The organism is Williamsia sp. CHRR-6 (assembly GCF_018474015.1).
Classification (GTDB): Bacteria; Actinomycetota; Actinomycetes; order Mycobacteriales; family Mycobacteriaceae; genus Williamsia_A.
Genome location: NZ_JAHCSG010000004.1, coordinates 484,345 through 505,964, shown reverse-complemented (window position 1 = coordinate 505,964; position 21,620 = coordinate 484,345). Strand labels below are relative to the sequence as shown.

20 protein-coding genes and 1 pseudogene are annotated in these 21,620 nt (G+C 66.1%); 11 read left to right on the top strand and 10 right to left on the bottom strand.

Going from position 1 to position 21,620, the window contains the following annotated elements; all coding sequences use genetic code 11:
* A pseudogene (locus KIK15_RS13860) lies at window positions 1-440 on the top strand (hypothetical protein); the annotation flags it as partial.
* 72 nt (window positions 441-512) lie between these two features.
* Here the strand turns inward: KIK15_RS13860 and KIK15_RS13855 are convergent.
* Window positions 513-1,040: a DUF6764 family protein gene (locus KIK15_RS13855; RefSeq protein WP_214245270.1), complete on the bottom strand. Its 528-nt coding sequence runs from the start codon at window positions 1,038-1,040 to the stop codon at window positions 513-515.
* A gap of 143 nt (window positions 1,041-1,183) precedes the next feature.
* Window positions 1,184-1,558, bottom strand: a complete 375-nt coding sequence (locus tag KIK15_RS13850) for a DoxX family protein (protein WP_214245269.1) — start codon at window positions 1,556-1,558, stop codon at window positions 1,184-1,186.
* Between the two features lie 99 nt (window positions 1,559-1,657).
* On the opposite strand from KIK15_RS13850, the gene KIK15_RS13845 reads away from it, so the two are divergent.
* The gene (locus tag KIK15_RS13845) at window positions 1,658-2,119 is read left to right on the top strand and encodes a MarR family winged helix-turn-helix transcriptional regulator (RefSeq protein WP_214245268.1); all 462 of its coding nucleotides are present in this window, start codon (window positions 1,658-1,660) and stop codon (window positions 2,117-2,119) included.
* Between the two features lie 4 nt (window positions 2,120-2,123).
* Here KIK15_RS13845 and KIK15_RS13840 read toward each other — a convergent pair whose 3' ends face one another.
* On the bottom strand, window positions 2,124-4,154 hold the full coding sequence (locus tag KIK15_RS13840; RefSeq protein WP_214245267.1) for a cytochrome c oxidase assembly protein: 2,031 nt from the start codon (window positions 4,152-4,154) through the stop codon (window positions 2,124-2,126).
* Window positions 4,151-4,861, bottom strand: a complete 711-nt coding sequence (locus KIK15_RS13835) for a zf-HC2 domain-containing protein (RefSeq protein WP_214245266.1) — start codon at window positions 4,859-4,861, stop codon at window positions 4,151-4,153. Before KIK15_RS13835 ends, KIK15_RS13840 begins: the two co-directional genes overlap by 4 nt.
* A gap of 81 nt (window positions 4,862-4,942) precedes the next feature.
* Between KIK15_RS13835 and KIK15_RS13830 the strand changes: the two genes are divergently transcribed.
* The 4 genes from KIK15_RS13830 to KIK15_RS13815 are packed head-to-tail and all read left to right on the top strand — an operon-like array spanning window position 4,943 to window position 9,358.
* A complete protein-coding gene (locus tag KIK15_RS13830; RefSeq protein WP_214245265.1) occupies window positions 4,943-6,427 on the top strand; it encodes a PepSY domain-containing protein in 1,485 nt (494 codons plus the stop codon).
* Window positions 6,427-7,530 carry an ABC transporter substrate-binding protein gene (locus KIK15_RS13825; protein WP_214245264.1) on the top strand — a complete coding sequence of 368 codons (1,104 nt, stop codon included), beginning with the start codon at window positions 6,427-6,429 and terminating at the stop codon, window positions 7,528-7,530. The genes KIK15_RS13830 and KIK15_RS13825 overlap by 1 nt, the downstream gene beginning before the upstream one ends.
* 20 nt (window positions 7,531-7,550) lie before the next feature.
* On the top strand, window positions 7,551-8,573 hold the full coding sequence (locus KIK15_RS13820) for an iron ABC transporter permease (protein WP_307851891.1): 1,023 nt from the start codon (window positions 7,551-7,553) through the stop codon (window positions 8,571-8,573).
* Entirely contained in the window at window positions 8,570-9,358 is a 789-nt protein-coding gene (locus tag KIK15_RS13815) for an ABC transporter ATP-binding protein (RefSeq protein ID WP_214245263.1), read from the top strand. The genes KIK15_RS13820 and KIK15_RS13815 overlap by 4 nt, the downstream gene beginning before the upstream one ends.
* On the opposite strand, the gene KIK15_RS13810 is transcribed toward KIK15_RS13815, so the two are convergent.
* The 3 genes from KIK15_RS13810 to KIK15_RS13800 are packed head-to-tail and all read right to left on the bottom strand — an operon-like array spanning window position 9,359 to window position 12,363.
* Window positions 9,359-10,933 carry a copper resistance CopC/CopD family protein gene (locus tag KIK15_RS13810; protein WP_214245262.1) on the bottom strand — a complete coding sequence of 525 codons (1,575 nt, stop codon included), beginning with the start codon at window positions 10,931-10,933 and terminating at the stop codon, window positions 9,359-9,361.
* A 35-nt stretch (window positions 10,934-10,968) separates the two neighbouring features.
* A complete protein-coding gene (locus KIK15_RS13805) occupies window positions 10,969-11,712 on the bottom strand; it encodes a YcnI family protein (protein ID WP_214245261.1) in 744 nt (247 codons plus the stop codon).
* A 45-nt stretch (window positions 11,713-11,757) separates the two neighbouring features.
* The gene (locus KIK15_RS13800) at window positions 11,758-12,363 is read right to left on the bottom strand and encodes a DUF5134 domain-containing protein (protein WP_214245260.1); all 606 of its coding nucleotides are present in this window, start codon (window positions 12,361-12,363) and stop codon (window positions 11,758-11,760) included.
* 109 nt (window positions 12,364-12,472) lie between these two features.
* Here KIK15_RS13800 and KIK15_RS13795 point away from each other — a divergent pair, with 109 nt between their 5' ends.
* The 5 genes from KIK15_RS13795 (at window position 12,473) to KIK15_RS13775 (ending at window position 18,044) form a co-directional block, all read left to right on the top strand.
* Window positions 12,473-13,360 (top strand): hypothetical protein, encoded by an 888-nt coding sequence (locus tag KIK15_RS13795; protein WP_214245259.1) that lies wholly within the window; start codon window positions 12,473-12,475, stop codon window positions 13,358-13,360.
* 266 nt (window positions 13,361-13,626) lie between these two features.
* Window positions 13,627-14,649, top strand: a complete 1,023-nt coding sequence (locus KIK15_RS13790) for a sulfate ABC transporter substrate-binding protein (protein WP_214245258.1) — start codon at window positions 13,627-13,629, stop codon at window positions 14,647-14,649.
* Window positions 14,650-15,537 carry a sulfate ABC transporter permease subunit CysT gene (gene cysT / locus KIK15_RS13785; RefSeq protein ID WP_214245257.1) on the top strand — a complete coding sequence of 296 codons (888 nt, stop codon included), beginning with the start codon at window positions 14,650-14,652 and terminating at the stop codon, window positions 15,535-15,537.
* Window positions 15,515-16,330, top strand: coding sequence for a sulfate ABC transporter permease subunit CysW (gene cysW, locus KIK15_RS13780; protein WP_214245256.1), 816 nt, complete (start codon window positions 15,515-15,517; stop codon window positions 16,328-16,330). Before cysT ends, cysW begins: the two co-directional genes overlap by 23 nt.
* Window positions 16,331-16,799: 469 nt before the next feature.
* Complete coding sequence (locus KIK15_RS13775) at window positions 16,800-18,044, top strand: MgtC/SapB family protein (RefSeq protein WP_214245255.1); 1,245 nt, start codon at window positions 16,800-16,802, stop codon at window positions 18,042-18,044.
* A gap of 389 nt (window positions 18,045-18,433) precedes the next feature.
* Here the strand turns inward: KIK15_RS13775 and KIK15_RS18460 are convergent, their stop codons facing one another.
* The 3 genes from KIK15_RS18460 to KIK15_RS13755 all read right to left on the bottom strand — a co-directional run bounded on the left by KIK15_RS18460 (window position 18,434) and on the right by KIK15_RS13755 (window position 21,593).
* Window positions 18,434-18,619 carry a type II toxin-antitoxin system Phd/YefM family antitoxin gene (locus KIK15_RS18460; RefSeq protein WP_250324588.1) on the bottom strand — a complete coding sequence of 62 codons (186 nt, stop codon included), beginning with the start codon at window positions 18,617-18,619 and terminating at the stop codon, window positions 18,434-18,436.
* Between the two features lie 26 nt (window positions 18,620-18,645).
* Complete coding sequence (locus KIK15_RS13760) at window positions 18,646-19,122, bottom strand: NUDIX domain-containing protein (RefSeq protein ID WP_214245254.1); 477 nt, start codon at window positions 19,120-19,122, stop codon at window positions 18,646-18,648.
* 116 nt (window positions 19,123-19,238) lie between these two features.
* A complete protein-coding gene (locus tag KIK15_RS13755; RefSeq protein WP_307851890.1) occupies window positions 19,239-21,593 on the bottom strand; it encodes a S8 family peptidase in 2,355 nt (784 codons plus the stop codon).
* Between the last annotated feature and the right edge of the window lie 27 nt (window positions 21,594-21,620).

Genomic DNA, 21,620 nt, shown 5'->3' with positions numbered 1-21,620 from the left:
TCCTGCTGTTCACAATGTACGGCGGCTGCTCGACGCCGGCCTGCCCCGCACCCTTCACCCACACCGAAGCCCACCACGCCGAAACCGACTGGGCCGCAGGCGGACTCACCAACTCCACCCACCTCGCGCCGGCCTGCGGACCCCACAACCGCGCCGTCCACAACAACCCCGGCGGCTGGCAGACCGTCAAAATCACCAGCGGACCCGACCGCGGCCGCTACGGCTGGACCGCCAACGGCACCACCAACCCACTCCGCACCAACCACCTCCACCAACCCCACCGAATACTCGAAGAGCACGCACCACCAGGAACATCGCCAGCGGAAGGGGCGATGCGGCTGATACTTCGTGAGATCGTTGGGGCCGGCGCGATCAAGACACATGACGTCCGCACAGATCCCGGATTCGTCGTCGACTCAACACACTTTTTCAGACGCTGATTCGGTGCCAAGACGCATCACGGCGGTCCCTCCGAAAGGAGGAACCGCCGTGGGGGTCAGGCGCGAGACAGGTCAGCGGCGACCGAGCAGGATGGTCCCGTTGCCCAGGTTGATGCAGCCGGTGAACGTCTGGAAGTCACCGGCGAACGACGGACCACCCGAGCAGGTGGCAGCGTTCTTCCCGTCGATGGTGACCGTGGCCCCAGCACCGGCGATACCGATGGCCAGACCCGGCTTGATGCCCTGCAGAGTCACCGTGGCACCCGGGCCCACCGCAATAGCAGCCGGAGCCGAGTAGCCCTTGGCCGTCGAGGTGGCCTTACCCCCGTTGAGTCCGATGCCCAACGCCAGACCGTTGGTACCGGCGCTCGCCTTGCCCGATCCCCCGTTGGTCCCGATGCCCGCAGAGGTACCGGTCGGCGACGAGTCAGCCGAGCAGTTCACCAGGTCGACCTTCTGGGTGGCCAGGGCCGGGCAGACGGCCGGGTTGGGCGCGGTGGGTGCCGCGGAAGCGGGCGCGGCGGCCAGGGCAGCACCGCCACCAGCGGCCAGGGTCAGCGCGGCGATGCCACCGATACGACGAAAAGTGTTGGAGGACATGAAACTCTTCCCTTCTTGGTGCGGCTTACGCCTCCACACTCCTGACACCGAACCGCAGACGCGCGTCAGCAAGGTCACGGAACGGTCACGGCAGATAACGGCGCGGTAACGCCCGCTCGAGCTGCGGCCGCCACCCCGCGGGCTCAGAAGGCGTACGGACCGAAGCGAGCCACCGCCACGAACGCCGACAACCCCAACAGCACCAGAGCCGGCACAGCGCCGGGGATCTCCTTGCGGCGTACGTGCGTCACCACGGCGCCGCCCATCACGATCACCAAGCCGGTGGCCGCGATCGGGACGAGCACCGGCAGCACGTTCACCGCCGCAGGCAGGACCAGTCCGATCGCGCCGAGCAACTCAGCGGCTCCGATCGCCTTGACCGCAGCAGGGGAGACGTCGGCCGCCCACCCCATCCCGGACTCGGCCAGCTCAGCCGGTGACTTGGTCAGCTTCATCACGCCAGCGCCGGCGAAGCCGACGGCCAGCAGTCCGGCGATGATCCACAGTGCAATGTTCATGGTCGATTCCTCTCAAGTCCCGACAACGGGTGTAGTTGATGCTTCAACAAAAGCTAGACCTTGGTTGTTGATGTGTCAACTACTGGTAGCGTCGTCGCCATGACCGACGAGACGCCGTGGTTGTCCGAAGCCGAGCAGACCGCTTGGATCGCGTTCGCCAAGGTGCTCATTCAGTTGCCCGGCACCCTGGACGCGGAGATGACCGCAGCGGTGGAGTTGACCTTCTTCGAGTACTCGTTGCTGGCCGTGTTGTCCGAGCGCCCCGATCGCAGCGAACAGCTCAGCGTCATCGCCGCCGCAACACATTCCTCGCTGTCGCGCCTGTCGCACGTGATCGCACGACTGGAGAAGCGCGGATTCCTTACCCGCACAAGACTTCCCGGGCCGGGGCGACGCACTGCCGCCCACCTCACCGACGCCGGCTACGCCAAGATCGTCGACAGCGCACCCCGGCATGTGGAGCTGGTGCGTGCACTGGTGGTCGACCGGATGAGCAGCGCAGACTTCCGTCAACTCGGGCGGCTGGCCGAGCAACTGGCCGGCCCCGAAGAACTGTCGTGACGGATCAGCGTCGGCCGCGACCGAGCTCGGCCAGCATCGCGTTGTAGGCGGCCAACTCGTCGTCGGGGTAGGCATCTGCCTGCCGGTCGGCACGCGCCCCGGCGCGGCGGTCTGAGGCCGCCCACTGACTGACCAGGGCGATGACCACGATCACCACCGGCACCTCGCTGGCACCCCAGGCGATGGCACCGCCCACGAACTGATCGTGCGACAGGCTGTCCAGCCACGAGAGGTTGACGAACCGGTAGAACTGCTGACCGATGACGGTGTTCATCGTCATGGTCGCAATACCGAAGAACGCGTGAAACGGCATGACCGCGAACAGCAATCCCAACCGGGCGAGAAACGGTAGCCGCCGCGGGCCGGGATCGATGCCGATGATGGCCCAGTAGAAGAGGTATCCGGTGATGAGGAAATGCACGCTCATCAGCTCGTGGCCCCAGTGGTAGCGCGCCAGGATGCCGAACAGCGGGGTGAAGTAGACGATGTAGAGCGACGCCACGAACATGATCAGTGCCGTCACCGGGTGGCTGAGGAACGTGGTCACCCGTGAATGGACAAGCCACACAATCCATTCCCGCGGCCCGGGCAGCGCTCCTCGCTCGGCTGTCGGCAGCACGCGCAGGGCCAGCGTCATCGGGGCGCCCAGCACCAGCAGCACGGGGACGAACATGTTCAGTGCCATGTGCTCGACCATGTGCATGCTGAACATGGCCGAGCCATAGGCCCGCACACCGGAACTGGTGACGAACATCAGCGACAGGCAGCCCAGGACCCAGGACAGCATCCGCCATCGCGACCACTCGATGCCGCGACTGCGGATGCGGCGCACCGCCCAGATGTAGGCCACCGCGGCGGCGATCGCCCCGACGCCGAGCACCACGTCAAACCGCCACACCGTGAGGATGGTCGTGGCACTGGGCGGTTCAGGCAGGTTGTAACCGAGGAACACGTCGAAGGCGGTGAAGTCGTGGAACAACAGACCCGGCGCGGTGCGGGTCTCCATCACCGCCAGCATCGCGATCAGCCCGATGGCCGCCACGGCGCTCACCGTCGACGATCGGATTACACCGAGACGGTCGAGGGTGCCGGCATGTGCGGCCCGCCACGCCAGCCCGTTGACGGCGAGTGCGGCCACCGCGGCGACGATGGCGATCAACGCGAACCTGCCGAAGGCGCTGTCGACGAGTTGCCCGGCGGGCACCAGGATGGCGGTCTGCACCGACAGGTAGACGACGACCGTGGCGGCGAGCAGGGTCCCCAGCGGGGCGAGTCGCCGGGCTACCTGAGCGACGTCGGACTCCGGGGTGTCGGTGGGCACCGTGATGGCGGCACACGTCGACATCCCGACCAGGACACCGGCGGCGGCGAACACCACCAACGCGGTGCCGGTGGTGTAGTCGTGGCCCGGTCCCTGCCCGGCGCTGCCGGCCACACCGAGGGCGACCGTCCCGATACCGGCCGGGACGATCAACAACACGTGGGTGGTCCAGCGCAACGACACCCGTACGATCACCGCCACCACCAGTGCGCAGGCGGCGCTGACGATCCACGCCTTGGCCTGCTCGGAAGCGTCGATCAGGTCGGTGAGTCCCTGGTTGCGCAGCACGCGGCCCACCTCGATGCCCGACCGGTCGGCGGCGGTGAGCACCACCATCACCACCGAGACGGCCAACCACCCCAGCGTGGTGCGTTCCAGCAGGCGATGCGCCCGATACGTCTCGTGTCCGATGGCGCCGTCGGTGTCGGGGCGCGAGGCGATCATCACGAACACCAGCCCACCGAAGGTGATGGCCGCGGCCAGCAGTCCGAGAAAGAAGAGGATGGGAGTGGCGGCGGCGGTGAACAGCCCGGGGTATTGGTCGCCGGTCTCGGTGAAGCGGGTGGCGCCGCTGACCTGGGCGTAGACGAACAGGACGACCACCCCGGCGGCCACGACACCCCACAGCACCGACTGCGGGCCGCGCCGCACCACTGGGCCTGCGACCTCGGGTGACGGGGCCGCCGGGGTGGGGTCGGTGGAGGTGGTGGTCATAGTCCGAGGGTACGACTCGGCGTCGCATCGACCGAGGTGACGTTGGTCGCCGGATCCGGTCGACGACGCCGGGTACGCACGGCGGCCACCACGCAGACAAACGCCGCCAGGACGGGCAGATGGGACACCCCGCGGGTCCAGGTGACGTCGGAGGTGAGGGCGTCGTGCACCACGAACCCGAACAGCAGCACGACGAACACCCCGAGCACCACCGCCAGACCCGGCAGCAGCGCGCGCCGGTATGCAGCAGCGATCGTGGTGGCACCCAACGCGATCGACCACGCCGTCGACTCGTTCATCAGGTGATCGCCCGACGTCGGCGAGTGCCCGCCATCGGTCATACCGAAATGGACCCCGGCCAGCTGAGCCAGCGCCAGCACGACCTGGACCACGCCGAGCGCGACCAGGGCGACGGTCATTCCGTGCGCACGAACCCACGCGGCAGGGCCTGCCGCACTGGGCACCGAGTCCAGGATCGCCTTCGACCGGTCTCGAGGCGCTCGCAGCTCACCCATCTGATGCGCCTGCGCGTCGACCAACGCCAACCAAGCCTGACACTGTCGGCAGCTGTTGACGTGCTGGTCGACGCGAGCAGCGGGCACCGATTCGCGCTCACCGTCGAGGCGAGCCGAGAGCGCCTCGCGAGCGACGTCACAGTTCACGTAGCCATCATCTCCCACCACTGCGACGCGATCCAGCACGGTCACCAGCGCACCTGGACGGGAACCGAACCGCTGACCCAACCGACTACTGCTGCGATCACACCTGACGCATAGGAGCAGTCACCGATGAGCCAGACCGCCGATCCCGGCACGCCGGCCGATGTTGCCGATTCCGGCACCCCGCTGGAGGCGACCCCCACCGCACCGACCACCGACGAGACCGGCGCGTGGCGTCGCTGGCGACCGTTCCTCATGCGGCTGCACTTCTACGCCGGCATGTTCGCCGGGCCGTTTCTGCTCATCGCGGCGGTCACGGGGCTGCTGTACACGCTGACCCCGCAGCTCGATCCGATCGTCTACCGCGACGAGTTGAAGGTGGCCCAGGTGACGGGCGACCGCCTGCCGATGAGTCAGCAGATCAACGCTGCGATCGCCGCCCACCCCGAGGGGCGCGTGACCGCCATCCGCCCGCCGTCGGCCGCCGACGAGACCACGCAGGTGGTGATGGCCGCGCCCGACGTGCCCACCGACTACAGCCGCACTGTCTTCGTCGATCCCTACTCGGGCACGGTGCGCGGCGCGTTGACCACCTACGGCCAATGGCTGCCCATCCGGGCCTGGTTCGACGAGTTCCACCGCAACCTGCACCTGGGGGCGTTCGGCCGCAACTACAGCGAGCTGGCCGCCAGCTGGATGTGGATCGTCTCGCTGGGTGGGCTGGCCCTGTGGGTGGGCTACCGGGTCCGCCGGCGTGAGGCACGTCGAATCGCATTGCCCGACAACAACACCAGTGGTCGGCGACGGATGATGAGCTGGCATGGCGCCATCGGCGTCTGGATCATCGTGGGCCTGCTCGGCCTCTCGGTCACTGGCCTGACCTGGTCGCGGTATGCCGGTGAGTCCATCGCGCAGTTGCGGACGTCGTTGAGTTGGACCACGCCGTCGGTCGATACCAGCCTCACCGCGGGCGGTGGTGCAGCCGACGAACATCACCACGGCGCAGACCATTCCGAGGCAAAGTCGCTGAGTCAGGCCGAGTCGTTGGCCGGCGTGGACCGGGTGCTGCAGAGCGCGCGGGAGGCCGGACTGAAAAGTCCGATGTATCTGTCGCCACCGTCGAGCGCCGGACAGGGCTGGCAGGTGGACGAGAACAAGCGACGCATGCCCACGCGCTACGACTCCATCACCGTCGACCCGACGAACGGCAATGTGACCGACCGGGTGAACTTCTCGTCGTGGCCGCTGATGGCGAAGATGACCAACTGGACCATCGACACCCACATGGGCATCCTCTTCGGCCTGGCCAACCAGATCGTGTTGGCGCTGTTGATGATCGGATTGATCACCTCGATCGTGCTCGGCTACCGGATGTGGTGGCGGCGCCGACCGACCCGCAGCCGACGCCTGCCCCGAGCCCCGCGCCGGGGCGCACTGTTCGAACTCAAACCCGTCGAGGCAGTGCTGGTTGTCGTCGCGATCATCGGGATCGGTTGGTACGTACCGCTGTTCGGCTGGTCGCTCGCGGCGTTCGTGGCAATCGACCTCGCGGTGGGGTTGGTGTCGCGGTTGCGACACCAGTCCTCCGACACCCCGACCGAGACGGCCGTCTGATGGCCCACGTCATGGGACGGCACTGCGTGGTCGCCCTCGCGGTACTCGCCCTGCTGACGGCCGGCTGTTCTGATGACAACGCTTCGACCACGTCCTCGTCGGGTGCGCCGAGTTCGACCGCGTTCGCGGTACCGACTCCCGAGAAGACGTCATATCCGCTGACGATCGACAACTGCGGACAGAAACTCACCTTCTCCAAGGCTCCGTCGCGGGTGGTCATCCTCAACGGCACGTCGGTGGGCGAAGTGGAGACGTTCATCGAACTCGGCCTGGAGAAGTCGATCTATGGCAACGCGCAGAGCTACGGCGTCTCCGACGACCCGGGCATGGTGGCCAAGATCAAGGCCCTGCCCACCGGTGGGCTCACCAGCAACAAGAACTTCGACGTGCCTGCCGAGCAATTGTTGGCGGCCAAACCCGATCTGGTGGTGTCGACCTGGTCGGGCGGCTTCGAAGCCAAGAGTGGGTTCGCCACGCGGGATCAGTTGACCACCGCGGGCATTCCCTCCTACGTCAACCCTGACAACTGTGCGTTCGGCAAGAGCGACGCCAGCCCAGCCGAGAAGAAGACCTACGCCCAGCGGTCCATCGACTCCTCGTATCGGTTCATGATCGATCTCGGACGCATCTTCGATGTGCAGGCCAAAGCCGCCGAGGTGATCCGCGCCAAGTCGGCCGACATCGCGGCCGTCGAGGCGAAAGTGGCCGGCCTGCCGAAGAAGTCGGTGTTGATCGCCTATCCGGGCATGTCGATGATGAACTCCAGTGGACTTCCCGCCGTGTTCAGCGGCGGTGTCTACGACGACATCCTCAATGCGGCCGGGGCGCGAAACTCCTTCCCCAACGCCGGAGATGATCTGACCAGCACCCTCAACGCCGAGAAGCTGGCTGCGGCGAATGTCGACGTCTTGGCCATCGGACTGTTCACCCCCGACGAGGACGGGCCGTCGCTGGCCCAGGCCCTGTTCGACAAGTATCCGCAGTGGTCGGCGTCGAAGAACAAGAAGTATGTGATCGTCTCCGACAGCGTCTATTTCGGACCGTTGAACAACATCGCGGTCCGCAAGATCGCTCAGGCCGTGCACCCGGACGCAGGCCTCTGAGCACCACGTCTGCCACACCGGTGGCCCGCGCACGCCGTGGCGTCCGCGGGCCGCTTGCGGTGGGGTTGCCACTGCTGATCATGGTGATGGCGCTGGCCTCCTCGATCGGATCGGTGCACCTGCCGCTGTCATCGGTGGCCTCGGTGGCGTGGGCACATCTGCAGGGCCACAGCGCTTCTGATGCGCTGGCCGACCAGATTCTCTGGGACATCAGGTTTCCCCGAGTGTTGTTGGCGGCGCTGGTGGGCGCGGCCCTCAGCGTGGCCGGGGTGGTGTTCCAGGCGCTGGTGCGCAACCCTCTCGCCGACCCGTTCGTGCTGGGCGTGGCGTCAGGGGCATCGGTCGGTGCAGTGCTGGTGTTCGCGTTCGGCTCAGCCGCTGCAGCCGGATTAGGCGCCACCTCAGCCGGTTTCGTCACCGCGCTGATCACCACCGGGGCAGTGTTCGCGCTGGCCCAACGCTTCGGCCGGATCACCAGTACGCGGCTCATCCTGTCGGGCGTGGCCGTGGCGTATCTCGCCAACGCGATCACGTCATATGTGCAGCTGTCGACCAAACCCGGCCAGTTGCAGGGAATCATGTTCTGGCTGTTGGGCAGTCTCGCCGGCAGCACCTGGTCGCAGCTGCAGCTGGCATCGATCGTTGTCGGACTGTTGGCGGCCTGGCTGGTGTTGCGTTCCCGCGCTCTCAACGCGATGGCAGCCGGTGACGATGCAGCATTCGGTCTGGGTATCAACGTGTTCGCGTTCCGGATCGAGCTGTTGGTGGTCGGTTCACTGCTCACCGCGACGGTGGTCTCGGTGGCGGGCGGAGTGGGCTTTGTCGGCCTGATCATCCCGCATGTCACCCGACTTCTCGTCGGTGGCGATCATCGCCGGGTGGTCGGGGTGTCGATGGTGATCGGCGCAGTGTTTCTCGTCTTGGTCGATGTGGCCTCGCGAACCCTGGACTCCCCCAACGAGTTACCCATCGGGATTCTCACCGCGGCCATCGGGGCGCCGTTCTTCCTGTTCCTCATGCGTCGGCGGGACACCACGACGTGAACGAATCGGATGGACTCCGTCTGACCGAGGTCACCGTCGACCTGGCCGGGCAGCGGGTGCTGACGCAGGTCTCGCTTGCGGTGGCGCACGGCGCGATGGTGGGGATCATCGGCCCGAACGGCAGCGGAAAGTCAACGCTGCTACGAACGGTGTTCCGGTCGCTGAAGCCGGCATCTGGCGCGATCACCGTCGACGACGACAATCTGCTGTCGATGCCACTGCGGCGCGCGGCCACCGTCCGCTCCATCGTCACCCAGATGCAAGATGCTGCAGACGATCTCACGGTGGCCGAGACTGTGCTGACCGGCGCGCTGGCGGGTCGCACGTTCCTACAGCGCGCCAGCGCACCGGATGAGCAGGCCGTGGACGACGCGCTGGCCCGGGTCGACATGTCGTGGGCTCGCGATCGACTGTTGGGCAATCTGTCTGGGGGTGAACGGCAACGGGTGCTGATCGCGCGCGCCATAGCGCAGAGAGCACCGTTCATCGTTCTCGACGAACCCACCAACCACCTCGACGTGGGTGCGGCCCTGCGGATCCTGCGGCTGGTGCGTGAGTTGGGTCTGGGCGTGTTGGCTGCCCTGCACGACCTCGATCTCGCGGCCGCCTACTGCGATCAGCTGGTGGTGGTGGCCGACGGGGGCATCGTCACCCACGGCACACCGCGCGAGGTCCTTACCGCCCACGTGTTGCAGTCGGTGTTCGGGGTGCGCGGACTCGTCGATGAGAACCCGCTGACCGGCCGCCCGAGAGTGACACTGGCACCCCAGGATTGCGCGGACTGATCACCACACCCGGAACGCGGCCGAGGTGACCACGGCGTCGGCCTCGGTGAAGTTCACCGTGACCGTGACCGTCCAGCGACCGGGTTCGGGGATCACCGCGTAGGTGCTGCGCCACGATCCGGTCGTCGGGTCCTCGCGCAGCCGCAACGGCAGTGACGCGATGTCGGAGTCCGTCGAGGACAGCCGGGCAGCGATGGACGACACCGCCAGCGATTCGCCGTCCCGGTTTCGCGCGGTGATGGTCACCTGCGCCGGACCTCGCCGCGTGGTGTCGGTCTGGATGCGCACAGAGCGTGAACCATCGAGGGCGGCAACGGTTGTGAACGGGGGCCCGAACGTGGTGCGGGCCGGCGGTTCGGCCACCAGGAAGCTGGTGGCGACCAACACCGCCACCCCCAGCGCCGCCTCGATCGGGACGGTGCGTCGCAACCGCCCCGAATCCAACGTCGGCGCGGCACGGCGCCGCCAGCCCCGACGACCGGCCACCGCGAGCGCCAGCATCGTGGCCACCAGCAGCAGTTTGATCAGCAGGGTCACTCCGTAGCGGGTGTCCCAGAGCCCTTCGACGGGAGTGATCTGTCGAAACGACTGGTACTCGCCGGTGAGGATCAACACGGCCACACACCCGAATCCGAGCAACGACCAGCGTCGCAGGCCGTCGGTGTGTTCGGTGCGCAGGACCACGGCGATGAGCAACGCCAGACCCCCGAGCCACAACGTCATCGCCGAGATATGCACCGCAGCAACGGTGGTGGCGAGCCACGCGTCCGAGCCCACGCCAGCGTGGCCATCGTGTGCGATCACCCCCGCAGCCGCCAGCCCCGCCGCCCCGGTGAGCACCGTCGGCCACCGTGGTTGCCCGCCCACCCGCAGGATCAGCGTGGCGCCGACTGTGGCCGCCACCATGAACACCAATCTCCAGGCGAGTTGGCCGCCGTCACCCTCCCACCCGGCCCGCAGCGAGTCGCGGGTAAGCACCTGGTCCCAACCGACGTTGAGGGTGCGCGGTCCGGCCATCAGGAACTGGACGACGGTGGCGGCCAGCATCGCCAGGCCGCCGACGATCACGGTCGCTCGGACCACACGCCGACGCAACGCCCAGCCCCACAACGCGACTGCGACCAACGGGACCCCCACGCCGCCGACCACTCCGGCGTACAACACCCCCTGCGCCACATCGTCGGCGAGGGTGAGCGAGGACGCCTTGTCCGCCGGTGCACCGCCCGGGGCGCCCACCGCGTCCTGCCCGACGCCGAACGAGATGGACCCGGTGACCACGTGGGAGTCGGCCGAGACCACCCGCCAGGTGGCGGTGTATGCCGCACGCGGCAGTCCCGCGCGCAGCGGGATGACCAGGGTGGTGCCGTCAATCTGTCGCGCCGGCCCGGCGTCCGCACGACCGCCGGTCGACGAGATGACCGCGGTGGCACCACCTCCCACGCGCACAGCCTCGTCGAACACCAGCCGCACCTCGGTGGGTGCGGTCTCCACGCGCGACCCGTCTGCGGGGTTCGACGACGACAGCGTGGCATGCGCCGACGCCGGCGCCGGCGACACTGCGGCGCCGGCGACCATCAGGCCCAGCGTCGCCAGCAGTGGTGCCAGTCGCCTCAATTCTTGCGGCGCGCGACGGCCAGGTTGGCCACTCCGAGCAGCAGCGCGATCACTGCGACCACCAGTCCGACGACGCCGGGCCAGCTGGGTCCGTTGTCGCTGTCGGAGGAGTTGTTCGACGACGCCGAGTCAGACTTCTCCGAGGTCGATGCCGCGCCCATCGAGCTGTGGTCGTGGCCGGCACCGTGGTCGTCGGAGGCCTCGTCGATGCTCAGCACCGGCGCAGGGTTGTCCGGCTCGGGCTGCCCCTGCGCGGTCTTCTGGTTCCAGTTCACGGTCTTGCCGTCGCTGTAGGTCTGCAACGCCGGCAGCGCGATCGAGTCGGCCTTGGGCAGCGGGCCTGCGGAGACGGCGAACGTGTCGAAACCACCCGGGGGGATGGGGGCACCCGGACCGGTGGCCTTCCAGACGATCTGGGACACGTACTGCGAGATCTCGCCGCCGTCGTCGTCCTTCTGCGGGGTGGGCAGGTTCTTCTTCACCAGCTCCGAGGTCCAGCCTGCCTTGGGCTGCACCGACACCGAGATGATCGGGGTGTCGTCGGGCAGGGTGATGGTCAGTCCGGTGGTCGACGCGGTGTCGGACTCGGTGGGCACGCGGAAGGTCAGCACGCCGTATCCGCCCTGGGTGGCATCTGTGCCGTCGACGTGCACGTGCGCCGCTGCCGCTCCGGCTGAGAACGTCAAGGCGGCCACCGGGACGGCGGTGACAGCGATCAACCGGGTGAACCATCTCTTCATCGTGGAACATCTCCATCTGTTGCGACCAGCATGTATTTCACGTGGTCAGATCATCGTGGCGAAGCCGACGGCCATACCGGCCGCCATCAACACCTGGGCGTAAGGACGGGTGGAGCCGCCGTCGGGCGTGCGGCCCGACGACCGGACCAAAAGGTAGAAGCCGACAAGGAAGGCGACGGCGTACGCGGTGGCCCCGACGACACTGGTCGCCACCGCCCAGAACGGGGTGTCACCGCCGACGCCCGACCCCATCGACATACCCGCCATCGAGTGCGACATCCCGCCGGTGCCTGACGCCTGCGCGGTGCTCAACGCGCCGTTGCCCGGTGCGTACATCACCACCGCCATCACGGCCATCGACGCCATCATCAGGAAGTGGTACGGGCTGGCATGGGGGTGGCGGTCTCGATACAGAGCCAGGAAGGCGAAGTACAGCGCGGCGGCGGTGAACACCAGCACGTAGACGAGCACGGGGATGTGCGACCCCCACGACCAGGTCATGGTAATCATCGCGGCCGCCATCAGCACATGTAGCCCGGCGGCGAGACGGGCGGCGAGGTCACCACGGGTCAGCAGGTCTCGAGCGCACAGCACCACGACGACAGCGAAGATCGCGGTCGACGACCACTGCAGCAGTGGGCCGCCACCCATCGTCGATCCCCTTTCGGTCGTGCCATGACTCAAGTCGAAGGGGTAGTCGGGCGGGGAGTGCAGAAAGTTCCCGATCCGGGCGGGTCGTGATGTTCGCTACCGTTACGCGGTGAGGATCACGACGGCGGTCAGCTCGGAGGTGTCGACCTATCGTTCGCTGCGGATCGGGTTGGTGTTCGCTGTGATCACGATCGGTTTGGCCATCGGACAGGTGATCGCCACCAGCGATTGCGCGCAATCCTCGATCAGCGCGTACTGGTACACCCCGGCCCGCACCGTCTTCGTGGGTGCGCTCTACGCCGCGGGAACCATCCTCATCGCCTACCGGGGCGACTCGGCGGTGGAGGACACCCTGCTCGACCTGGCCGGGTTCGCGGCCATCGTGGTGGCCGCCGTTCCCACCTGGGCACCGAGCGGCCGGTGTGGACCTGTCGATCTCACCGACCCGACCGCGTTCGTCGACGTGTCGGTCCCCGCGATCGGTGGGGTGGCAGCGGCTGCGGGGGTGTTGGCGCAGGTGTTGCTCGATCCGGGTGTGGACACCCGCTCGTTGCGGTGGTGCCGTCATCGGCTGCTTCGTCGGCTCGAACACGCGGCGCGCCGATTCGGTCGGTTGGCGCTCAGTGTCGCCGGCACGATCGTTCTCCTCACCCACGCCGTCGACGCGGTCGGGTTCCGCCGGGATGCGCATGCGGTGGCCGCGATCGGCCTGTTCGTGGCGATCATCGGCGTGGTGCTCACGCAGGCGTTGCGCAGCCGAAGCCGCGCCGACTCCCGTTCGCACGCCTTCGGTCTGGGCTACCTCGTGGTCGCAGGCGCAATGGGTCTCACCCTGGTGCTCACCATCCTGGCGCACACCGCACTCGACGCGACCGGCTCAAGGCTGTTGATCATCGAAGCCACCCTGCTCGCCGAGTTCGCGGTGTACTGGTTGCTGCAGACGGTGGAGCGGTGGCAGCCTGCGCCCGACGTTGCGATCAGCTCGATTCTAAGTTGACGCTGGTGTCGCGCATTTGAGACAACCTGCTGGTCACAGCGGTGCCATGGCCCTGAGCTGGGTGTTCACCGTTGACCTCGCGAGGCCGTCAATGCGGCCGTGAGCTGGGTCGTTTCAACGGCTCAACAGTCATCCGGGCAGGTCTACGCCCCGCTGTTAGCCTTCGATCCGTCGTCGGGTGCTCGATCCGCTGCACACGACGTTGTCGCTTTTCTCCTGTTTTCCGACGGCCGGTGGGTCGTCGCCGAGTGGAAGGTCTCGTGTCGATGAGACGAGCACGTGGAGTCATCACCCTCACGGCCCTGACCGTGGCGAGCGCTTTGACCCTCACCGCGTGTGGAGGTGGCTCGAGCGACGACAGCGACGGGGGATCGACGAAGTCCGACGTCACCCTCTCGCTGGTCGGATATGCGGTGCCGCAGCCCGGTTTCGCCAAGGTGATCCCCGGGTTCCAGAAGACCGAGGCAGGCAAAAAGATCGGCTTCAACCAGAGCTACGGCGCCTCGGGCGATCAGTCCCGCAAGGTGGTGAGCGGTCTGTCGGCGGATGTGGTGGCGTTTTCCGTCGAGCCCGACGTGACCCGTCTGGTCAAGGCCGACAAGGTGGATGCCTCGTGGAATGCCGGCCAGTACAAGGGAATCGGGTTCGGCTCCGTGGTCTCGCTGGTGGTCCGCAAGGGCAACCCGAAGGGCATCAAGACCTGGGACGACCTGCTGAAGCCAGGTGTCGAGGTGGTCAGCCCGGATCCGCGTTCGTCGGGCTCCGCCAAGTGGAACCTGTTGGCGCCGTATGCGGCAGCCAGCGACGGCGGCAAGAACACCCAGGCCGGCCTCGATTTCGTCAGCAAGCTGGTCACCGACCACATCAAGGCTCGCCCGAGTTCGGGCCGCGACGCCTCAGATCTGTTCCTGCAGGGCACCGGCGACGTGCTGATCTCGTATGAGAACGAGGCCATCAACCTGCAGCGTCAGGGCAAGGACATCGAGTTCATCGATCCGCCGGTCACGTTCCGCATCGACAACCCGGTGGCCGTGGTCAAGGGCTCGCACCCCACCGAGGCCAAGGCCTTCGTCGACTACATCACCTCACCAGAAGGTCAGAAGCTGTGGGCAGAAGCCGGTTTCCGTCCGGTGGACACCACGGTGGCCGCGGCGACGGCGTCGTCGTTCCCCGCCTTGGGCAAGGTGTGGACCATCGATGATCTCGGCGGCTGGACGAAGGTCGACAAGGACCTGTTCGACAAGGACAACGGGCTGCTGACCAAGTTGTACGCAAAGGCGACCGGCTAGATGTCGGACACCGACACATCGTCGCCCGTCAAGCCCGCCGCCGCCCCGCACCGGAACCCTGGTGCGGGGCGGCGGCGCGCTCGGTTCGTCCCCGCGATCGGCGTCGGGGTGGGCACCCTGTGGCTCAGCCTCATCGTGCTCATCCCGATTGCCGCCATCGCCGCCAAATCGTTCGAGAACGGTTGGGACACCTTCTATTCGGCCGTCACCACCGACTCGGCCATCGCCTCGTTCAAGGTGACCATCGGCACGTCGTTGGTGGTCACCTTGATCAACACCGTGGTGGGCTTGCAGATCGCCTGGGTGCTCACTCGCGACGACTTCCCCGGCAAGGGCGTCGTCAACGCGCTGATCGATCTGCCGTTCGCACTGCCCACCATCGTGGCGAGCATCGTGTTGCTGTCGCTGTACGGACCCAACAGTCCGGTGGGAATCCATGTGCAGCAGACCAAGATCGGGCTGGGTATTGCGCTGCTGTTCGTCACGTTGCCGTTCGTGGTGCGCACGGTACAGCCGGTGCTGATGGAGCTCGAGGCTGATGTCGAGGAGGCCGCGGCCACCCTCGGCGCGCGCAATCTGACCATTCTACGGCGAATCGTGTTGCCCGCCTTGGCTCCCGCGCTGTTGTCGGGGGCGGGGTTGGCGTTCTCGCGGGCCATCGGCGAGTTCGGCTCAGTGGTGTTGATCGGCGGCGGCATCCCGAAGAAGACCGAGGTGTCCTCGCAGTACATTCGTGCGCTGATCGAGCAGGACAGCCCGCAGGCGGCTGCGGCGGTGTCGGTGGTGTTGCTGCTCGCGTCGTTCTTGGTGCTGTTGGTCTTGCGTAGTGCCGCAGCACAGATCTCGCGGAAGGAGCGGCGCGCCGATGCGATCGAAACCCACAGTTAAGTACCTCAACCGCGCGTTCGCGCTGCTTTATCTCACTGTGCTGCTGGTGGTTCCGTTGGGGCTCATCATGTATCGCACCTTCGAACCCGGATTCGGTTCGTTCATCGACTCGATGACCACCCCGGCCGCACAGTCGGCCATCAACCTGTCGCTGCTGATCGTGGCGATCGTGGTGCCACTCAACGTGGTGTTCGGCGTGATCATCGCCATCGCACTGGCCCGCGGGAGGTGGCGCGGCAAGGCGGTCGTGGAGGCGATCGTCGACCTGCCGTTCGCCATCTCACCGGTGATCGTGGGTGTGTCGCTGATCCTGGTGTGGGGGGTTGACGGCTGGTTCGGCTTCCTGTCCGACTGGGGTTTCAAGGTCATCTTCGCCGTCCCCGGCATGGTGTTGGCCACCATCTTCGTGACGCTGCCGTTCGTGGTGCGCGAGGTGGAGCCGGTGCTCCAGGAGATCGGGGTGGAGCAGGAGGAGGCGGCGGCCACCCTGGGCGCGGGTACCTGGCAGACGTTCCGGCGCATCACGCTGCCCGCCATCCGGTGGGGCTTGAGCTACGGGATCATCCTGACCATCGCACGCAGTCTCGGCGAGTTCGGCGCGGTGATCATGGTGTCGGGCAACCAACCTGGCGTGTCGCAGACGTTGACATTGCTGGTGTACGGCCGCCACCAAGAGGGCAAGGAATACGGCGCCTACGCGGCATCGACCACGTTGATGGCGTTGGCGTTGATCGCCCTGGTGGTGATGAACGTACTCAACCGTCGTCGCGCCAACACCGGCGTCGCGGCCTGATCTCAGCGTGGCAGGTCCCCGATAGTCGGACCATTTCGTTCGGTGCAGAGACGAGTGTCGGCGTCCCTGGCGGTGTCTAGCAGATACCGACCTGACTGGCGCAGAAGTGTTGCAGCACCATCACTACGAGTGGAGCTCTAGCGTTTCTGGTGTTGCGATACGCGCACCTGTGGTCCTGTTCGTGTTGTTTGCGTCCATCCCGGCCATCATCTCCCTGATCACGGTCGCCGTCAGTGCGCTGATCCGACGGCGCCGACTCAAGCGGGTTCCGCCGTTACCCGCGTGATCACAACGCTGCTCAGCTCTCAGCCACACCGGTCCTTCGTAGGTGTGATCAACGCGCGGGGATCGGGTCAAGAAGACCCAGGCGTCCGGTCAACGGGTCGCGAACCGGTCGTCGATCACATCCGCACGCGTCTAGATTGACAGACGTCAACGGACGTGGTGTCGGCGGATCGGTGGGGATGCGATGAGCTGGAACGAGATCCAGCCGTTTCTGGTGGCGGTGGCCATCGGCCTGCTGATCGGGGTGGAACGCGAACGCAGCCATGCCGGCACCCTCCCGGCCGGTTCGCGGTCGTTTGCCTTGCTGGCGCTGGCTGGTGCGGCGTGCGCGACAGTCAGCGGCGCCGCAATCGTGGTCGGCCTGCTAGGGGCGGCCGCGCTGGCGGTGGTCGCCTACCTGCGCACCTCCCGCGCCGACCCGGGCACCACCACCGAGATCGCCCTGGTGGTGACCTATTTGCTCGGTGCGTTGGCCGTGTCACGGTCCGCCATCGCCGGCGCGTTGGCAGTCATCGTCGTCGGGCTGCTGGTGTCCAAGAGTCGCCTGCATACGTTTGTTCGCGAGGTGATCACCGAAACCGAACTCGAGGACGCGATCAAGTTCTTCGCGGTGGTCTTCGTGGTGCTGCCGCTGCTCCCCGACCGGGGTCTGGGTCCCTACGGCGTATTGAACCCGGCCAAGGTGTGGCTGCTGGTGGTGCTACTCACGGGCATCGGCTGGGTGGGCTATCTTGCCGTACGCGCGCTGGGACCAGAACGGGGACTGCTTGTTTCAGGCCTGGCCGGCGGTTTCGTCTCGGCGAGTGCCACAACTGCCACCATGGGGCGCTTCGGTCGCACCGCCGCCAACTGGCAGGCCCCGCTGTCGGGCGCGCTGATGGCCAGCCTGGCCACCTTCATCCAACTCATCGCCGTCATCGGCGTGGTGAGTACCGATGTGCTGCAACGACTGTGGCCTGCCGCCGCCGCCGGAGCACTGGTCCTGGCCGCAGTCGCTGCGCTGGTGTATCGGCGAGGGCAGGCGGCCGCCCAGTCCGATCCGTCGACCGAACCGGCATCGCGCGCGCGGCCTTTCGCGTTGAAACCTGCACTGATCCTCGCCGTCGTCCTCACCCTGGCCCTGTTGGTGGGGCGCTGGGGTGCCGACGTGTTGGGTTCCAGTGGAGCTGTTCTCGGCGCCTTCGGTGCCGGTCTGGCCGACGCTCACGCCGGTTCGGTGGCAGCGGCAAGCCTCGCGGCCCAGGGCGACATTTCCACCGACACCGCACTGATCGCCATCGGCGCCGCGCTCGGCTCCAACCTGTTGGTCAAGTCGATACTCGCCTTCACCTCTGGCGGAAGGCGCTTCGGTGCTGCATTCGTGGCCGGCATGTTCGTCCCCTCAGCGGTGTTCGCGACCGCCTTGGCAACGGCGATAGCGTTGGGCTGAAGATTCAGGCCCGATGCCATGCATCCACCACGTCGATGCCTCCACCACCGCCGAGTGGGCGCTAGTTGCCGTCCGCTGGGCGCCAAACATCTGCCCTCACCGTCGCGTCAGAGCGTCGCTCGCCACGAGTTCGGAGGCTTCCGCCCAGCCGATGAGATTTGCCGCCCGGTGGACGCGAGTTGCCGTCACCAGGTCACGCTCCTGCGCCGACGGCGTCGACTGAAGCGGACCCTGCCACGCCTGATCGCACTTGTCCGCGCTACACGCGGGCCTGGTGATCGGGATGGGGCACCGCGTGTACCGTCAGGCCGTCGATGTCAGCGAAGTCGTCGGGACTGCACGTGTAGATCGGCATGTCGTTGGCGATCGCGGTAGCCGCGATCAACGCGTCATGGCGCGAGCCGCCGGCTTGCGTCCAGCGGCGCGTAATCCCGCAGCCACCACCCCGAACGCACAGGACGCAGCTCGGCGACAGGCTGCCCGTCGCGGGTCACGACCAAACCCTCGCCGCGTGCCACACGGTTCAACACCTCGCCACCGTTGTTTCGCAGCTCACGCACCGTCACCATCTCCATCACGTCCACCGTGTCACCCGTGAGACCTACCCGGCTGAGTTGTTCGCCGGGTCGATCTCACCCAGCCACCGGTCTTGATCATCGGCCAATGCCTGACGCAAAGGTAGCGGCATGAACCTGCACACGAACACCATGCCCGCATCGCCATCGTCACCACTGACCCGGTGCTCCCAGCCATCTGGGGTGTCGCGGTCAACGTGTGCGACGAAATACGTTGTTCGGCGGGGCTGCCCGGTCACCGGGTGCGGCTTGTCCTCGACTGCAACGGGTTGCCCGATCGCCACGGCGTGCAGCCCTGTCTCCTCACCGACCTCCCGCAGTACCGCCGCGACCAGCGATTCGCCCGGATGCACCCCGCCTGCCGGGACCTGCAGACCCGCCCCGGGTTGACCGGCCTGCTCGAAAACAAGTAGGTCCCAGAACGCTTCTCGCTGTCGCAGCACATACGCCGCAACCCGAAGGCGCGGCTGTAGGTTCTCACTTTTCGCTGCATATGCACGCATTGCTGACCTGGGGGTATCCGAGTTGTCTCATGATCGCTGCACTATGTTTTGTCTCACGGAGCGCTTCATTTCCTAGGAGAGTGCGGGGATGCGGATTTACGCCCGGTCGGCACGCTTCATTGAGGTCGTACCGCTACGCGCGCAGCGACCTGGTCCCGGACTTGGCTGTAGACATCAACGTTGATAGTCGGCGCTACCCACAAGGAGACTGCTACGGCGAAGTCCACAGCACGTCCACCAAGTCCGCCAGCTTGTTCATAGCACTTCACCCGAATGTTCATATCGCTTCCTTGCCCCGAAGCGAAAGTCTTTTCCAGCTCCCATCGTTGGTGCTGTACGGTTGCTGCGCCGCGAGTGGTTACGGCCGATGGATGGCCAGCTGGCGTGCCAAGCCTTGGGATGGCACCGCTCGGTGTGACGAAAGATAAACTTGCACAACGGTACTGGCGGCTGCGCCAGTTGACTGGCGTAAGCCAGGCAAGGGTTGCATCGATCCGTTTTGCCTCGCGGACATTGAGTCCGTCAGGCAACGGAAACAACAGCTCTTGCTCTTCCGCTGCCCCAATCGAGCCGAGGTAGAGGATCACTGCCTCGTTGCTGGCACATCCGTCCGCATAGTCCCGTGATACAACTCCATTCCCGATCGCAATCTCCGGGGACAAGGGATCGTAGGCTAGATCAGGCGGCCACGCAGTGCCATGCACCAGCAATGCCTTTATCGCCGCCGCTCGCTGGCGGCGAGTTAAGGAGGTTCCCGTCGCGATTTCCTCGACGAGATCATGGAGGCGTGCAGCCTGTCGCGATACTAGTGCTGCAGCGAAACTGGTTCCTGTTACATGAGTTTCATTGAGTCCCGGCGGAGTCGCCACCTTGAGCCCGGGGCCGAGAGGCGAGAGGCCACGCAGCGTGATCACTTCTTGGGCTGTTGCACCGTCAACGTAGAACGCGCGACCACCATGGGCCAGTACGTCCGGCTTGATGCTGCGGCGATATCCACTTCCCGTCGCGGTCACGGGGCTAATGCTTGGACACCCGTCCGTCGGGTCGACGAGGTAACCTTGCGCGACTGCGGTCGAACCGTCGTCGTGAGTGGCTCCCACGGTGATTGCGTTGACAGATTCCGCCGGAGCGAGCAGTCTCCGCTCATTCTGTCGACGATCGATCGCATCCAGCAGTACCTGACGCCGGTCAGTTCCGGCCGCTCCCGTGAGATCGGTTGACACCAAAGGACTTAGTGTCAGCTTGCCATGATTTCCTGCGGAAATTACGACGAGAACACCGTATTCGTAGCTCAGCCAGTCGAGCATGCGCGCCCAGGAAGACAAGACGGTCTCGAAGGGCACCGCGGGGTCACCTACTGAGATGTTGACGATAGCGACGGTGGGTGCCGCGGCAGGCCCGCTCGGGCCGTCCTCGAACAACTCCCGGAATATCCGCCACATCAGATCTGGTACCAGCTCGTTGGATGGCAATTCCTCTGTCCGATCGGCTGTCTCGTCCGATGGAACCAGCACGGGGCGAACTAACACAGGCCGAGCCGCCGGAACCTGTTGCGAGCCGCGGTCACCCCAAACAGCGATAGACGCTGTCCAAGTTCCGTGTCGGCGTTCGCCGGCCGTCGCAAGCTGGGTGAGATCGTCTGGGTCATAGACAGCTACTCGATCACGTAGCAGGACGTGATTCGCCATGGGCACACCGTCAAGAAGGCAAAGAACGGGGTCGCCACCAGGCAGCGGATCGTCGATCTCCTCGGAGATCTCGATGGAGGGTCCGACTATCGGCAGCGCCTGCCCCGTGATTCGCAGGTACATCACGTTGGCGGAACGAACTAAGCGGACACCATCAAAGTTGCCCGCTGCCAGTTCGCGCAAGAGCGCGGTCGGGACCTCGCACTTGAGCCCATGAAATCCAATCTGATCGATGACTGCGACTGTGGCGACTCGCCCACCCGCCTGCTCGACCAGAGTCACGACCTCCCGCTGGCTCTTGTCGCGTGCAGTGGGGCCGCGGCGGTACCAAAGCTCGATCTCGATTGAGTGGAGGCGGTCGTCGATTCGGCCGTCGAAATATTCATCCCAATCTATCGTCTGCAACCGGTCTTGCGGACCCCACGGCCGAACATCCTTGAGGCGGGCGAACAAGTCTCGTAGTGGTGAGTACCCTCGCGGCAGCTCTCGACTGTCCCTCCATGTACGCCACAATGACAAGAGGTTGTCGAACGCCGACTGATTCATGCAGACCGCGTGAAGACACGATGCGATGAACGGATTGCGGGGCTTGTCGCTCGTGAGCCGAACTTCGTCGGTCGGCAGTACAGCATTTTCGGCTTCAATCAACACTTCGATGCCGAGCTTCTCGGCAACGTTTGTCAGGTCGATCTGTTCGTCAAGCGCCTCGAAAACGAGGACCAGCTGCGGATCAGCGGCCTGGATAGAATCCGAGATACGCACCTGGTCGCCGATTGCAGCCACCGCAGCGTCAAATTGTGCATCGATGCG